The organism is Sphingomonas sp. R86521 (assembly GCF_042466235.1).
GTDB lineage: Bacteria > Pseudomonadota > Alphaproteobacteria > Sphingomonadales > Sphingomonadaceae > Sphingomonas.
Genome location: NZ_JAXHBY010000001.1, coordinates 1628248 through 1642985, shown reverse-complemented (window position 1 = coordinate 1642985; position 14738 = coordinate 1628248). Strand labels below are relative to the sequence as shown.

Sequence of the window (14738 nt, the reverse complement as noted above, 5' to 3'; positions counted from 1 at the left end):
CTGACATAGCTCCGATCAATGGAAAACGGCGGGCACGAACTATCGTCCGCCCCGCGATTGCGTCGGCCTTAGCGCAAGCCTCTTTTGGAGGCAAGCGCCGGACCAAGGGAGGACCGCAGCCCTCCCCCTAAAAATCAGCCCCGAAAGCTCAGCCCTCGCCGCCGAGCGTCTGCTTGGCTGCGTCGAGTGCAGCCTTGCCGCCCTTGCGGACGCCCTTGACCGCGGACTCGGCAGCCTTCTCGACCTTGGTGCCAGCCTTGCGGCCGAGACCGATGGACTTGGCCATCGCACGGCGCGCTTCCGAATAGGTCGCGGCGACCATCGGATAGTCCGCCTTCAGGTTGAAGCGCTCGCGATACTGTTCCGGTGTCAGGCCGTTGGTCGACAGGTGACGACGCAGCGTCTTGTACGGCTTACCGTCCAGCATCGAGATGATATAGTCCGGCGACGCCAGCGACTTGCGCGACGAAACGGCGGGCTCATAGGTCTGCGCAGGGGCCTGCTCGACTTCGGCTTCGCCGCCATCGGCGAGCTTGCTCACCGCCGCATGCATCGACACCAGGAACGCGGGCACGTCATCGGCGGAAGTGCGGGTGTTGGGATTGGCGAGCCATGCTGCGGTCAGTTCGGCTGCGAGTTCTACGGTGTTGATTGTGTCGTTCACGTCATATTCCTTGAAACTACTCGCCCTGTTGCGGCGCGACTACACGCAGTTGCCGCGTATGAATACCCGCCAATGCTATAATTCTGGCAGTTCAACTGCCTTTATCTGCTTTCGGGCCGGCTCGATTTGATCTCAGGCGGCCGCGACGCCGTCGACGCTGACCAGATCGGGACCGCTGAGCGTACCGATAACGCGTACCCGCTTCTCGACATGGTCGACGGGTACGCGCTGCAGTTCCAGCAGATAGATGCCGCCAAGATCACGCCGCAGTGCAAACGCGCCGCCCTGGCGAATCAGCGTGCCGGTCTCGTCGATCCGACTGCCGTCCAACCCGGGCATATCAGGCGAGGTCTTCAACCTGGTCGAGATAGTCGCCATAGCCCTGCGCCGTCATGTCCTCGCGCGCCACGAAGCGCAGCGAGGCGGAGTTGATGCAGTAGCGCAGGCCGCCGCGATCGCGCGGGCCGTCGTCGAACACATGCCCCAGATGGCTGTCGCCATGCGCGGACCGTACTTCGGTGCGAACCATGCCCAGCGTGGCGTCGCGCAGTTCAGCGACGTTGGCAGGCTCCAGCGGCTTGGTGAAGCTCGGCCAGCCGCAACCGGACTCATATTTGTCGGACGACGCGAACAAAGGCTCGCCCGACACGATGTCGACATAGATGCCCGCCGCCTTGTTCTTCAACAGCGCGCCGGTGCCGGGGCGTTCGGTCCCGCTGTTCTGCGTGACGTGAAATTCTTCGGGCGACAGCTTGGCGATCGCTTCGTCGGTCTTTTGATAGGTCGGCATGGGGTTCTCCTGATCCCACCCTATTTGGGGTCGCGCGCCCTCGCCCGCAACATTGCCCCCGTCCGCAACTGTGCCAATGCGCCCTTCGGCACGACCGACAGCAGCGCAACCAGCACCACGGCGGCCAGCGCGCTGCCGCCGAGAAACCGCACCCATCGCTCGCCGCTGATCGGCGCGCCGCATCGGACCAGCGCCAGCATCAGCAGCATCGCCGCCGCGACGCGCAACGCGGTTATCATCGCCGGTGCCGATATGCCCAGATCGCGCCGATATTTGTACGATGCCGCGGCCAGCAACAGCCACGCGACGAAGCTCGTCACGACGATCTCAACCATGCGCCATCTCCCGCACCCGCCGTACCACCGGCGCCTTTACCGTCCGTCCGGCACGCCACGCGCCGATCGCCAGCAACGCCGCAACCGCGACCATCGCCAGATCGAACGCCGCGAACAGCGTATCGCCGTCGTACAGCGATCCGGGCAGCCCCCGGGTCGTCGTCACCGCGTTGACCACCGGGATCGCAGCGAATGCCGCAGCCCCGATCGCGAACCCTTCCGCCCAGGCCCGTCTCGCCGGTCGCGCCAACTGCAGCACCGCCAGCACGCCCCAGGTCCAGAACATCGCCGATACTTCCAGGTCCGCGCGCCCGACAGCCTCTGCAGGGATCAGCCGGTTGGCGAGAAGGTACGCCGCCATCGCCGGCGGCAACCCCGCGACCACCGCGATGTTGAGCCGCTCGACCAGCACCAGCCCGAAGAATGGCACGGCCCCCGGTTTGCGACGCTTGGCGGTCCACAGCAACAGCCCGGTCCCGACCATCGCCGCGCCGGTCAGCCCGAGCGCGAAATAGGTCCAGCGCAGCGCCGTCCCGGCGAACTGCGCGACGTGCAGCCCCAGCATGACGCCGGCGGTGGCGATCGCCGGTCCGCTGCCGCCAGACGCCTCCAGCACGCGCCCGTCGCTGCCCGAATAGGTCACCGACGGCCCACGCGCATTGAGCGACGCACTCGGATGGCGATAGACCGTCACGGTCGCCGCCGAATTGTTCGGATTGCGCACCACCAGCCGGGTTGCGGGCGCCCCGAACCGCGCCTCGGCCTTCGCGACCAGCGGCCCGATATCGACCAGCGGCGCGGGCTTGCCGGTCGCCACCCGGTCCGCGGGGATCCCGAACGCCACCGCCCCGAAATCGAGCGGCTTGGCGTAGTTCGCCATCACCGGCCACGGCATGTACATCGCCACCAGCGTGATCAGCCCGGTATAGGTGATCATCGCGTGATAGGGCAGCGCAAGCACCGCCGAGACGTTATGCGCGTCGAGCCAGCTGCGCTGACCCTTGTTCCAGCGCATCGTGAAGAAGTCCGCGAACATCCGCTTGTGCGTAATGACGCCCGAGATGATCGCGCCCAGCATGAACATCGCGCACAGTCCGGCCAGCCAGCGTCCCCACGGGTAGGGCAGCTGCAACTGGAAATGAAACCGGTAGAAATGCTCGCCGCCCTGCGTCGCCCGCGCGCGCAGCGGCTGCCCGGTCGCGGGGTCGAGCACGATCTCCGCCGCGACCGCAGGGACCTTCGATGCCGGATTGCGCTGTTCGTAGATCCGCGTCGCGCTGGTCCGCGCGTCGGGCAGGTAGACGAACCACTGCACGTCGTCCGCGCCGACCCGCTGCATATACGCCGCCGCGGTCTGCGCGGCGCGCGGCGCGCCAACCGGCACGCTGCGGAATTCGGGTTGCATCCACTGGGTGATCTCGGGCCGGAAATAGCTCGCGGTCCCGGTCAGGAACATCGCGAACAGGATCCAGCCCGCGATCAGGCCCAGCCAACCATGGATCCACGCCATGCTCTGTCGCAGCGTCGCCCTCACGGCCGCACCCCGAGCAGATAGGCGAGGCTACCCGCCAGAACGGCCGATCCCCAGATCACCAGCGCGACTCGTGCCAGACGTCGTTCCTGGAACGCCCACAGCGCCAGACCGGCATAGACCAGGAACGACAGGATCATCGCCCAGCTGGTCGCCTCGGCGCGGTCGATCGGCAGCAATCGCGCGGCGAGCGTCGCCAGTGCCACCGCCGCCGCATAGCCGCCGACCAGCGCGGTCGCGATTCGCCCGGCCATCGCAAGCGCCACCCGCCGGACGCGGGGACGATGATGCTGCCGGCGAGCGGATAACGCAGGATGCTGTGGAACGGACACGGCATCGCCCTAGCGGAGGTTGCAAGTCATTCGCAATAGCGAACTGAACGACGGTGTGCTGCGGCCGCTGTCCTACACCGCCAGTATCTGCGAGGCTGCGACCGCTGTCCGATTCGTCCCTTGCCTACCGCCAGAGACGCCAACGATTTCATGGGCCTTCGACGTGACTTTTGTGACCTTTCGCACCGCAGCCACCGATTATGATTGCGATACAGTGTATCATCCTGTCTTAGGACGCTGTCGGTGCAGATGACGGAAGTGACACGGAATTGAGACTGGATCGTCACGCGCGACAGGCGCAGCCATGAACGGACCCTTGTTCATCCCGCTCGCGTTCGGCCTGGCGGCGAGCCTCGCGACGCTGTTCGGCGGGTTCCTCGCGCTGAAGCTCGCATCGCGGATCACGCTGATCGCCGCGTTCACCGCCGGCATCGTCCTCGGCGTGTCGTTCTTCGACCTCGTTCCCGAGGCGCTTGGTCTTGCCGCCGGGGTCTACGACGCGCGCACCGTGATCGGCTGCACCGCGGTCGGGTTCGGCGGCTATATGCTGCTCGACCGCGTGCTCGGCGCCAAGGGCGGCTATGAAGGCGACTGGCGCGCGCATCTCGCCCCCGCCAGCCTGACCCTGCACAGCCTGCTCGACGGCATGGGCATCGGCCTCGCCTTCCAGATCTCGCCGCAGATCGGCTGGGTGATCGCGTTGGCGGTGCTGACCCACGACATCGCCGACGGCGTCAACACCGTCAGCCTGTCGATGATGACCAGCCGCCGCACCACCGCGATTCGATGGCTTGTCGTCAACGGCTGCGCGCCGCTGCTCGGCGTCATCCTGGGCCTGCTCGTGCATATCCCGAGCGCGATGCTGGCCCCGCTGCTAGCCGCGTTCGCCGGCGCCTTCCTCTACATCGGCGCTTGCGAACTCGTCCCTCGCAGCCACCTTCGCGACCCCCGGCTTCGCACCACCTTCGCCAGCCTCGCGGGAATGGCGCTGATGCTCGCGGTCACGACCTGGGCCAAATAGCCAACGTCCGCGGGATCGCTCCCACGGACGTCGGTCGTGTCACATCGGGAAGGCCGCGGACCGTCAGTCCTTGGCGGTACCCGGCTCGGCCATCTTGCGATGCTGTTCGGCCAGCACGGCATTCGGCGTGATGTTGGCGACCGCAGACTGGATCTTGTTCTTCCAGCCCGACACGATCGCCGCCTTGCCCGCCATCACCGCATCCCAGCCGTCCTTCGCGACGTCCGCCGGATCGCTCTTCTTAGGATCGGTCCCAACCGACGTGTCCATCATGTGCGCGCGGTCGAAGAACTCGGTCTCGACCGGCCCGGGCATCAGGTTGGTAAGCGTGACGCCCTCCGACTCCTTGATCTCGTTCTGGATCGCCGCGACGAAGCTGTCGACGTAGCTCTTGGTGCCATTGTACACCGCCTGGAACGCACCCGGGATGTAGCCCGCGATCGACCCGGTCACGAGCACCTTGCCGTCGTTGCGCGCTACCATGTCGCGCAGCACCTTCTGCAGCAGGTACGACGTCCCGACGACGTTGGTGTCGATCACCTTGCGCCACTCGGCGACATCCTGGTCGAGGAACGCCTTGCCCAGCCCGCGGCCCGCATTGGCGCAGAGCAGGTCGATCTGGCGTCCACCGGCCGCGGCCAGAAGCTGGTCGACACCCTCGAACGACGACAGGTCCGCCTCGACCGACTGGACGTCGGTACCGAACTGCTTGAAGTCTTCCGCCGCGGCGTTGATCAGCGGCTCGTCGGCGACGACCAGAATGTCGTATCCATCCTTCGCCGCGAGCGTAGCGAGTTCGAAGCCGATCCCGGTCGAAGCCCCGGTAATGATCGCGAATTTATTGGCCATGTCATTCTTCCTTTTTCCCCCCTCCCGCTTGCGGGAGGGGTTGGGGGTGGGCTGGCGCTCTCGATCGAGCGGAACTTGGGAGGCAGGCGCGAGCCCACCCCCAGCCCCTCCCGCGAGCGGGAGGGGAGCGAGATCAATTGAAGCCGGGTTTCAGAACGACTTTGGTGACTTCGTTCTGATTGTTCTTGAACATGTCGTAGCCCTTGGGGGCGTCCTCTAGGTCCATCCGGTGCGATATCAGGAAGGTCGTATCGATCTTGCCCTCCATGATCGCGTTGAGCAGCGCCGGCATGTAGTGCTGGACGTGCGTCTGCCCGGTCTTGAGCGTGAGCCCCTTCTCCATGAAGGCGCCGAGCGGGAACTTGTCGATGAAGCCGCCATAGACCGCCGGCATCGACACGCGTCCGCCCTTGCGGCACGCGATGATCGCCTGGCGGATCGAATGCGCGCGGTCGGTGCCGAGGAAGGTCGACGCCTTGATCTGGTCGATGACATTGTCGACGAAGAAGCCGTGTGCCTCCAGCCCGACGCTGTCGATCACCGCATCGGGTCCGATCCCGCCGGTCATCTCCATCAGCGCTTCGTACACCGCGGACTGTTCGAAATTGATCGTCTCCGCGCCGAACCGCTTCGCAAGCTCGAGGCGGTGGGGGAAATGATCGATCGCGATCACGCGCTCGGCGCCCATCAGGAATGCCGACTGCACCGCGAACAGTCCCACCGGGCCGCAGCCCCAGACCGCGACCGTGTCACCCGGTTCGATCTGTGCATATTCCGCCGCCTGCCACCCGGTCGGCAGGATGTCGGAGAGGAACAGCACCTTCTCGTCGTCCACGCCCTCGGGGATGACGATCGGTCCAACGTCGCTGAAGGGAACACGGACATATTCCGCTTGGCCGCCGGCATAGCCGCCGGTCATGTGGCTGTAGCCGAACAGGCCCGACATCGGCTGGCCGTACAGCTCCTGCGCGATGTCCTGGTTATCCGACGGCAGGCCGTTGTCGCACGCCGAATACTGGTGCTTGCCGCAGTGATAGCAGCTGCCGCATGCGATCGTGAACGGCACCACGACCTTCTGGCCCTTCTTCAGCGTCGACTTGGCGCCGACCTCGACGACCTCGCCCATGAATTCATGGCCCAGGATGTCGCCCGCCTGCATCGTCGGAATATAGCCGTCGTACAGATGCAGGTCGGACCCGCAGATCGCGGTCGCCGTCACCTTAATGATGCAGTCGCGCGAATTGACGATCTCGGGGTCGTCCACGGTATCAACGCGGACGTCATGCTTGCCGTGCCATGCCAGTGCGCGCATCAGGCGAGCTCCTCTTCACGTTGTTTCGGGTTCATCGCGGCGGTTGCGATCTCGCCGGTTTCCATCAATTGCTTGAAGCGCCGCAGGTCGCGGCGCGCCTGGATCGCGGGTTCGCGCTGGAACATCTTCGCGATCAGCTTGCCGACCACGCCGCCCGGCGGATCATACATGATCGTCGCGGTCACGACGGTGCCGCGTGCGCCGGCATCGCGGAACTCGACGCGGCCGCTGTTGTCGACATCGGCACCCGACTGCGACGTCCATTCGATGTAGCGGTCCTGCACCTCGTCGGTGACCAGCGCATCCCATTCATAGGTCAGCTTCGCCGGGCCCTTCACGACCCAGTGCGAGCGCTTCGCGTCGATCACGTCGATCCGCTCGAGATTCTCCATGAAGGTCGGAAGGTTGGCGAAGTCGCGGAAGAACGCGAACAGTTCGCCGACCGGCTTGTTGATCGTGACTGCGCGTCCGACGATGCTGCTGCCTTTGGCGTCGGTGAACTGATCATGCGCGATCGCGGTAGCGTCGCTGCGTTTCGAGGCGCTGATCGGCGCATCGTCCCTCGGGTGCTCGTTGGCCATGGGGGTCTCCTGTCTGGAAGGCCCTCAACCGCGCCATCGCGGCGAATGTTCCGACCAAACCAGGCCGAAACCCACGTGGTAAACACAGGTTAATCTGATCTGCCGGGCGGCCCGGTGGCGGGCGTTGTCGCGATATTGACAGCGTTACGCGCTGACGCCGGCGCTGACGGACAGTCCGACCCGTTCGCAAGCGGGTACCGGCACCGCGGTTGCCCTGATCCCGCTACACCCGCGACACAGACGCAGCGAGGATCGCCCATGACGTACCAGACGAGCATCACCACGATGACCCAAACCATCGCCGCGCGGGACGGCACCTGGGCCGGCATCGACGCCGAGTCTGTCGCACGCATGCAGGTCCAGAACCGGTTCCGCACCGGGCTCGACATCGCCCGCTACACCGCCGCGATCATGCGCCGCGACATGGCCGCGTATGATGCCGACCCGGCGAACTACACCCAGTCGCTCGGTTGCTGGCACGGGTTCATCGCGCAGCAGAAAATGATCAGCATCAAGAAGCACTTCGGCACCACCGACCGCCGCTATCTGTATCTGTCCGGCTGGATGGTCGCAGCGCTACGCAGCGAGTTCGGGCCCCTGCCCGACCAGTCGATGCACGAGAAGACCGCCGTCCCCGCGCTGATCGAGGAACTCTACACCTTCCTCCGCCAGGCGGACGCCCGTGAGCTAGGGATGCTGTTCCGCGACCTCGATGCGGCACGCGCCGCCGGCAACGCGATCGAGGAACAGCGGCTGCTCAACGCGGTCGAGAATTACCAGACGCACGTCGTGCCCGTCATCGCCGACATCGATGCCGGGTTCGGCAATGCCGAGGCGACCTATCTACTCGCCCGGAAGATGATCGAGGCCGGCGCCTGCGCGCTGCAGATCGAGAACCAGGTGTCGGACGAGAAGCAGTGCGGCCACCAGGACGGCAAGGTCACCGTCCCGCACGAGGACTTTCTCGCGAAGGTCCGCGCGTGCCGGTACGCGTTCCTCGAACTCGGGGTCGAAGACGGCATCATCGTGACCCGCACCGATTCGCTCGGTGCCGGCCTCACCAAACAGATCGCGGTCAGCACGACCCCCGGCGATCTCGGCGACCAGTACAACTCCTACCTCGATTGCGAAGAGATCGATCCGGCGACCGCTCGGAACGGCGACGTCATCCTCAACCGTGACGGCAAATTGCTGCGGCCAAAACGGCTACCCTCCAACCTGTTCCAGTTCCGTGCCGGGACCGGCGAGGATCGCTGCGTGATGGACTGTATCGCCAGCCTGCAGAACGGCGCCGACCTGCTATGGATCGAGACCGAGAAGCCGCACATCGAACAGATCGCCGGCATGGTCGATCGCATCCGAGACGTCGTGCCGAACGCGAAGCTCGTGTACAACAACTCGCCTAGCTTCAACTGGACGCTCAACTTCCGCCAGCAGGTGTTCGACGCCTGGGCGGCGGACGGTCGCGACGTCACCGCCTATGACCGCGCGCGGTTGATGAGCGTCGATTATGACTGCACCCCGCTGGGCGACGAAGCAGACGAGCAGATTCGGACGTTCCAGGCCGATTCGGCCAAGCGCGCCGGCATCTTCCATCACCTGATCACGCTGCCGACCTATCACACCGCCGCGCTCAGCACAGACAACCTGGCCAAGGAGTATTTCGGCGAGGCTGGCATGCTCGGCTATGTGAAGGGCGTGCAGCGCAAGGAAATCCGCGAGGGTATCGCCTGCGTGAGGCATCAAAGCATGTCCGGATCGGACATCGGCGACGATCACAAGGAGTATTTCGCCGGCGAGGCTGCGCTGAAGGCCGGCGGCGCGCACAACACGATGAACCAGTTCGCGGCATGATCCGGCGCTACGCCGGCAGTGCGAGGCTCTGCAGGGTCAGGGCATTGCCGGTGGCCGCGCCCGACGCCGTGTTGTCGAAGATGCACCATGTGGAGACATCGATATCCACAGCGTTGGCAAGCATGGCGAGACGAGCACTGTCATACGCCGAGTAATAGACGCGCGGCGTGCCGTGCAGCCGATGATAGTGCAGGCCGGTCCAGCCACCCGGCTGTTCGCCGCCGGGTACGAGAACAGATCGGCGGCGACACGGGCGACGCGGTGGCTGATCATGCACGCGGTTGCGGTCTCGGCGAACCAACTCACGTGCCGCGGCTCGCAGGCAGTTTGCGTGGCCTTGGCGAGCCGATCGCGCAGCGCGCCAAAGAAGACGTCAGCGATCCGCTCGTCATAGACCAGGCTAGGCGGCATCTGGAGCAGGACGATTTCGAGTTTCCCAGCCAACCCGCCGGTCTCGTTGACAAAGGCATCCAGCAGATGGTCGCAGTTGACGAGACGCGCGGTGTGGGAGACCGTCTTCGGAATCTTCACCGAGAAGCGGAAGTCCGGCGGAACGCTGGCCGCCCAGCGTTCATAGGTTGCCCGGCGATGAGGCCGGTGGAACGACGAGTTGATCTCGACGGCAGAGAACACGCTTGCGTAGCGTTCGAGATGCGAACCGCCGGAAGGGAAATCGCCGGCGAAGGCAGTCGGGATTGACCAGCCGGCGGTTCCGATTCTCACCCTATTCCCACTCGATCGTGCCGGGCGGCTTCGACGTGTAGTCGTAGGTCACGCGGTTGATACCCTTCACCTCGTTGATGATCCGGGTCGCGACCCGCGGCAGGAAGTCGCCGGGGAACTGGAACGCCTCGGCGGTCATGCCGTCGGTCGAGGTGACGGCGCGGAGGGCTAGGACGTTGTCGTAGGTTCGACCGTCGCCCATCACGCCGACGCTGCGCACCGGCAACAGCACTGCGAACGCCTGCCAGATCGTGTCGTAGAGTCCGGCGTTGCGGATTTCCTCGAGATAGATGGCGTCAGCCTTGCGGAGAATGTCGCAGCGTTCCTTGGAGACTTCGCCGGGGATGCGGATCGCGAGGCCAGGTCCGGGGAACGGGTGACGGCCGACGAAGATTTCCGGCAGCCCGAGTTCGCGCCCCAGGACCCGGACCTCGTCCTTGAACAACTCGCGCAGCGGTTCGACAAGCTTCATGTTCATGCGCTCGGGCAGGCCGCCGACATTGTGATGGCTCTTGATCGTCACCGACGGGCCACCGGTGAAGCTGACGCTCTCGATCACGTCCGGGTACAGCGTGCCCTGCGCGAGGAACTCCGCGCCGCCGAGCTTCTTCGCCTCGGTATCGAACACGTCGATGAAGGTCTTGCCGATGAACTTGCGCTTCAGCTCAGGGTCCGTGATCCCGGCCAAGCCGCTGAGGAACAGCTCCTCGACGTTCACGTGGATCAGCGGGATGTTGTAGGCGCCGCGGAACAGGCTGACGACCTGTTCGCTCTCGCCGGCGCGCATCAGGCCGTGGTCGACATAGACGCAGGTGAGCTGCTCGCCGATCGCCTCGTGGATCAGTACCGCGGCGACGGCGGAGTCGACGCCGCCCGACAGGCCGCAGATGACGCGGCCCTTGCCGACCTGAGCGCGGATCTCGGCGATCTTGGTCTCGCGGAACTCGGCCATCGTCCAGTCGCCGCTGAGGCCGCAGACGTGGCGGGCGAAGTTGGCGATCAGCTTGGCGCCATCGGGCGTATGGACGACTTCCGGATGGAACTGCACGCCGTAAAAGCGTCGCGCCTCGTCGGCGACGATCGCGTAGGGCGCGCCGACCGACGTCGCGACCGGGGTAAAGCCGGGGGGGATCGCGTCGACCTTGTCGCCGTGGCTCATCCAGACCTGATGGCGCTCGCCCTCGGCCCAGAGGCCGTCGAACAGCGAGCAGGGGCTTTTGATGTCGATGAAGGCGCTGCCGAACTCGCCGCCGTCACCCGAGACGACGACGTTGCCGCCGAGCTGCGCGGACATCAGCTGCTGGCCGTAGCAGATGCCGAGGATCGGCACGCCGGCTTCGAACAGGCGCTGCGGGATCCGGGGGGAGTTGTCGGCGGTGACCGAGGCCGGGCCACCCGAAAGGATGATACCCTTTGGCTGCATCCGGTCGAACGCGTCTGCGGCGGACTGGAAGGGGGCGACTTCGCTGTAGACTCCGGCTTCGCGGACGCGGCGCGCGATGAGCTGGGTGACCTGGCTGCCGAAGTCGACGATGAGAATGCTGTCGGGATGCTCCATCCGGGGCGCATAGCCGGATGGGGACCGTAACGAAAGAGGCCGCGCCTCCCGGATGGGAAACGCGGCCTCTTTCGGCACTAGCGAAACAGCAATTACGCGGCTTCGTTATAGTCCTCGTCGTTCATCACCGGACCCGAATCCTGGCCCTTGGCCGAGACGTCGCGGTCGACGAACTCGATGATCGCCATCGGCGATGCGTCGGACAGGCGGATGCCGGCCTTAATCACGCGGGTGTAGCCACCGTTGCGGTCGGCATAACGCGGAGCCAGCGTGTCGAACAGCTTGATCAGCTGCGCATCGTCGAGCAGCTTGGCGTGCGCGAGACGACGGTTGGACAAGCCACCCTTCTTCGCGAGCGTGATCAACTTCTCGATGTACGGGCGCAGTTCCTTCGCCTTGGCGACGGTGGTGGTGATCTGCTCGTGCTTGATGAGCGCGGCGCTCATGTTGCGGAAAAGAGCAAGACGGTGGGCCGAGGTCCGCTGAAGCTTACGGCCGCCTACGCGATGGCGCATGTGTCATTCCTTACGTTCGTTATGGGGCCGTGTGAGGTACCCCGTAGCAGGCAGTGTTGAAGGCCACCGCCCATCGCCTTGTCGAAAAGTCACAAAGGTCATGCCCGAGGGCATGTCATTTGTTGGCCGGATGGCGCCGCGGCAAAGCAGCGTCGTCGGTCGGGTGAAACCCGCCGGCCGGGCTGGCGTCGCACCGGATTAGCTTGCGCCAACCCGGTGCGACTTGGCCTTAGCCCATTATTTCCTGCTCGAGCTTCTTGGCCATCTCTTCGATGTTCTCGGGCGGCCAGCCCGGGATTTCCATCCCGAGGCGAAGACCCATCGACGAGAGGACTTCCTTGATCTCGTTGAGCGACTTGCGGCCGAAGTTAGGCGTACGCAACATCTCGGCTTCGGTCTTGCCGACCAGATCGCCGATATAGATGATGTTGTCGTTCTTGAGGCAGTTCGCCGAACGCACCGACAGCTCCAACTCGTCGACCTTCTTGAGAAGGTAACGGTTGATCTGCTGCGTGTCGCCTGCTGGCTCCGCACCACCGGCAGCAGGTGCTGCCTGGCCGATCGGGGCCGACGAGCGCGTCACCGACGAATCGTCGAAGTGGACGAACAGCGCGAGCTGGTCCTGGAGGATGCGACCGGCATAGCCGACTGCGTCTTCCGGGGTGATCGTGCCGTCGGTTTCGATCGTCAGCGTCAGCTTGTCGTAATCCAGGTCCTGACCGACGCGAGTCGGGTCGACCTTGTACGACACCTGACGTACCGGCGAGTACAGTGCATCGACCGGGATCAGACCGATCGGCGCATCGGCCGGGCGGTTTGCGGTCGCGGGCACATAACCCTTACCGATGTCGGCGGTCAGCTCCATGTTGAGCGTCGCACCCTCATCGAGGTGGCAGATCACGAGATCCTTGTTCATGATCTCGATGTCGCCCGAGACGGCGATGTCGCCGGCCTTGACTTCACCCGGACCCGTTGCCGAGAGCTGGAGGCGCTTCGGCCCCTCGCCCTGCATGCGGATCGCGATCTGCTTCACGTTGAGGACGATGTCGGTCACGTCCTCGCGGACGCCGGCCAGAGACGAGAACTCATGCAGCACGTTCTCGATCTTGATCGAGGTGACGGCTGCGCCCTGCAGCGACGAGAGCAGCACGCGGCGAAGCGCGTTGCCGAGCGTCAGGCCGAAGCCACGCTCCAAAGGCTCGGCAACAAAGGTCGCCTTGCGCTTGCTGTCGGAGCCGGCCTTCTTTTCCAGGCCGCTGGGCTTCTTGAGTTCCTGCCAGTTCTTTGCGTTGACAGACACTTGCTTCCCCTAATTTGGGGGCCGGCGGACAGGACGCCCACCGGCCGTAGAACATGGTCCGTGCGGCGTGGTAGACCTGATCAGGGACAACCGCGCACGGAGAAAGCCGAAATCAGACGCGACGGCGCTTCGACGGGCGCACACCGTTGTGCGGGATCGAAGTCACGTCACGGATCGACGTGATCTGGAAACCGACTGCCTGCAGCGCGCGCAGGGCCGACTCGCGACCCGAGCCGGGGCCCTTGACCTCGACTTCGATCGTGCGGACGCCGTGCTCGGCGGCCTTCTTGCCAGCGTCTTCCGCTGCGACCTGGGCCGCGTACGGAGTCGACTTGCGCGAGCCCTTGAAGCCCATTGCGCCAGCCGACGACCACGAGATCGCGTTGCCCTGGGCATCGGTGATCGTGATCATGGTGTTGTTGAAGCTGGCGTTCACGTGCGCGACGCCAGAGGTGATGTTCTTGCGCTCGCGCCGCTTAATGCGCTGAGGTTCGCGTGCCATGGGTTCGTTCCTGACCTATATCTTTGGGTAACGCCGCGCTGCGAGAGGCGGCGGAGAAGCAAGCGTTGCTTACTTCTTCTTGCCGGCGATCGGCTTGGCCTTGCCCTTGCGGGTGCGCGCGTTGGTGTGCGTGCGCTGGCCGCGGACCGGCAGGCCCTTGCGGTGACGAAGACCACGATAGCAGGCGAGATCCATCAGGCGCTTGATGTTCATCGACACTTGGCGGCGGAGGTCACCCTCAACCGTGTAGTCGGCGTCGATCGCCTCACGAATGTGCAGCACTTCCTGGTCCGTCAGGTCCTGGACGCGCGCCGTGTCGGCAATGCCGAGCTTTGCCGTGATTTCCTTGGCCTTGGTCGAACCGATGCCGTGGATATAGGTCAGCGCGATAACGACGCGCTTGTTGGTCGGGATGTTAACACCCGCGATACGTGCCATGAACTTGGTTCTCCTGCTCCACGGGCCCCGGCATGGCTGCACGGCGCCCATCTCCTAGCGATGATCCGAAACGCACGATAGCGACGAACGCAAACGAGCGTCGCCGGAAACCGGGTTGTCGGGAGGAACTCAGGTAAGGGCGCGCAAACGCTCTGTCAAGCGGCGGGTTCCCCAAGTTGCGGCTTGGCCGACATCTTGGCCGGCGTCTTCCACCACCGGTGCATCGCGACGACGAACCAGATCAGCTCGACCGCGCCGAACGGCCAGGCGCCCTGCAGGAAACCATAGGCCGATCCGAGCAGGCAGCCAAGCGCGAACCCGAGCTGCCACCAGTGCGACCGTGATTCGAGGACGTAGCAGACGAGCATGAAGGTGACGGCGAACAGGCCGAAGATGGTGAGTGCGTCCATGCGGGTATATTGGCCGGTATGCC

18 protein-coding genes are annotated in these 14738 nt (G+C 64.9%); 2 read left to right on the top strand and 16 right to left on the bottom strand.

The window, feature by feature from the left end; genetic code table 11:
- Nucleotides 1-148: 148 nt before the first annotated feature.
- The 6 genes from SJY20_RS07725 to SJY20_RS07700 all read right to left on the bottom strand — a co-directional run bounded on the left by SJY20_RS07725 (nucleotide 149) and on the right by SJY20_RS07700 (nucleotide 3586).
- Nucleotides 149-664: a MucR family transcriptional regulator gene (locus SJY20_RS07725; RefSeq protein ID WP_380786085.1), complete on the bottom strand. Its 516-nt coding sequence runs from the start codon at nucleotides 662-664 to the stop codon at nucleotides 149-151.
- Between the two features lie 132 nt (nucleotides 665-796).
- Nucleotides 797-1003, bottom strand: a complete 207-nt coding sequence (locus SJY20_RS07720; protein WP_380786084.1) for a DUF5818 domain-containing protein — start codon at nucleotides 1001-1003, stop codon at nucleotides 797-799.
- A 1-nt stretch (nucleotide 1004) separates the two neighbouring features.
- The gene (gene msrB, locus SJY20_RS07715) at nucleotides 1005-1454 is read right to left on the bottom strand and encodes a peptide-methionine (R)-S-oxide reductase MsrB (protein ID WP_380786083.1); all 450 of its coding nucleotides are present in this window, start codon (nucleotides 1452-1454) and stop codon (nucleotides 1005-1007) included.
- Nucleotides 1455-1474: 20 nt separating this feature from the next.
- The gene (locus SJY20_RS07710; protein WP_380786082.1) at nucleotides 1475-1789 is read right to left on the bottom strand and encodes a hypothetical protein; all 315 of its coding nucleotides are present in this window, start codon (nucleotides 1787-1789) and stop codon (nucleotides 1475-1477) included.
- A complete protein-coding gene (locus tag SJY20_RS07705) occupies nucleotides 1782-3323 on the bottom strand; it encodes a PepSY-associated TM helix domain-containing protein (protein ID WP_380786081.1) in 1542 nt (513 codons plus the stop codon). The genes SJY20_RS07710 and SJY20_RS07705 overlap by 8 nt, the downstream gene beginning before the upstream one ends.
- A complete protein-coding gene (locus SJY20_RS07700) occupies nucleotides 3320-3586 on the bottom strand; it encodes an iron transporter (RefSeq protein ID WP_380786080.1) in 267 nt (88 codons plus the stop codon). The genes SJY20_RS07705 and SJY20_RS07700 overlap by 4 nt, the downstream gene beginning before the upstream one ends.
- Before the next feature lie 370 nt (nucleotides 3587-3956).
- On the opposite strand from SJY20_RS07700, the gene SJY20_RS07695 reads away from it, so the two are divergent.
- Nucleotides 3957-4673 carry a ZIP family metal transporter gene (locus tag SJY20_RS07695; protein WP_380786079.1) on the top strand — a complete coding sequence of 239 codons (717 nt, stop codon included), beginning with the start codon at nucleotides 3957-3959 and terminating at the stop codon, nucleotides 4671-4673.
- A gap of 63 nt (nucleotides 4674-4736) precedes the next feature.
- Here SJY20_RS07695 and SJY20_RS07690 read toward each other — a convergent pair whose 3' ends face one another.
- The 3 genes from SJY20_RS07690 to SJY20_RS07680 form a co-directional block, all read right to left on the bottom strand.
- Nucleotides 4737-5522 (bottom strand): SDR family NAD(P)-dependent oxidoreductase, encoded by a 786-nt coding sequence (locus tag SJY20_RS07690; RefSeq protein ID WP_380786078.1) that lies wholly within the window; start codon nucleotides 5520-5522, stop codon nucleotides 4737-4739.
- Between the two features lie 133 nt (nucleotides 5523-5655).
- Nucleotides 5656-6834: a zinc-dependent alcohol dehydrogenase gene (locus tag SJY20_RS07685; RefSeq protein ID WP_380786077.1), complete on the bottom strand. Its 1179-nt coding sequence runs from the start codon at nucleotides 6832-6834 to the stop codon at nucleotides 5656-5658.
- Entirely contained in the window at nucleotides 6834-7415 is a 582-nt protein-coding gene (locus tag SJY20_RS07680) for an SRPBCC family protein (protein WP_380786076.1), read from the bottom strand. The genes SJY20_RS07685 and SJY20_RS07680 overlap by 1 nt, the downstream gene beginning before the upstream one ends.
- A gap of 258 nt (nucleotides 7416-7673) precedes the next feature.
- On the opposite strand from SJY20_RS07680, the gene SJY20_RS07675 reads away from it, so the two are divergent.
- Nucleotides 7674-9269, top strand: a complete 1596-nt coding sequence (locus SJY20_RS07675) for an isocitrate lyase (RefSeq protein WP_380786075.1) — start codon at nucleotides 7674-7676, stop codon at nucleotides 9267-9269.
- Between the two features lie 36 nt (nucleotides 9270-9305).
- Here SJY20_RS07675 and SJY20_RS07670 read toward each other — a convergent pair whose 3' ends face one another.
- The 7 genes from SJY20_RS07670 to SJY20_RS07640 all read right to left on the bottom strand — a co-directional run bounded on the left by SJY20_RS07670 (nucleotide 9306) and on the right by SJY20_RS07640 (nucleotide 14715).
- Entirely contained in the window at nucleotides 9306-9992 is a 687-nt protein-coding gene (locus SJY20_RS07670) for a DUF72 domain-containing protein (RefSeq protein WP_380786074.1), read from the bottom strand.
- Between the two features lies 1 nt (nucleotide 9993).
- A complete protein-coding gene (gene guaA, locus SJY20_RS07665) occupies nucleotides 9994-11550 on the bottom strand; it encodes a glutamine-hydrolyzing GMP synthase (protein ID WP_380786073.1) in 1557 nt (518 codons plus the stop codon).
- Between the two features lie 92 nt (nucleotides 11551-11642).
- The gene (gene rplQ / locus SJY20_RS07660; protein ID WP_380786070.1) at nucleotides 11643-12065 is read right to left on the bottom strand and encodes a 50S ribosomal protein L17; all 423 of its coding nucleotides are present in this window, start codon (nucleotides 12063-12065) and stop codon (nucleotides 11643-11645) included.
- A 229-nt stretch (nucleotides 12066-12294) separates the two neighbouring features.
- Nucleotides 12295-13365: a DNA-directed RNA polymerase subunit alpha gene (locus tag SJY20_RS07655; RefSeq protein ID WP_380786069.1), complete on the bottom strand. Its 1071-nt coding sequence runs from the start codon at nucleotides 13363-13365 to the stop codon at nucleotides 12295-12297.
- A gap of 112 nt (nucleotides 13366-13477) precedes the next feature.
- The gene (gene rpsK, locus SJY20_RS07650) at nucleotides 13478-13867 is read right to left on the bottom strand and encodes a 30S ribosomal protein S11 (protein WP_031395237.1); all 390 of its coding nucleotides are present in this window, start codon (nucleotides 13865-13867) and stop codon (nucleotides 13478-13480) included.
- 69 nt (nucleotides 13868-13936) lie between these two features.
- Entirely contained in the window at nucleotides 13937-14305 is a 369-nt protein-coding gene (gene rpsM, locus SJY20_RS07645; protein WP_332782688.1) for a 30S ribosomal protein S13, read from the bottom strand.
- Nucleotides 14306-14460: 155 nt separating this feature from the next.
- Nucleotides 14461-14715 (bottom strand): hypothetical protein, encoded by a 255-nt coding sequence (locus tag SJY20_RS07640; protein ID WP_380786068.1) that lies wholly within the window; start codon nucleotides 14713-14715, stop codon nucleotides 14461-14463.
- Nucleotides 14716-14738: the final 23 nt, after the last annotated feature.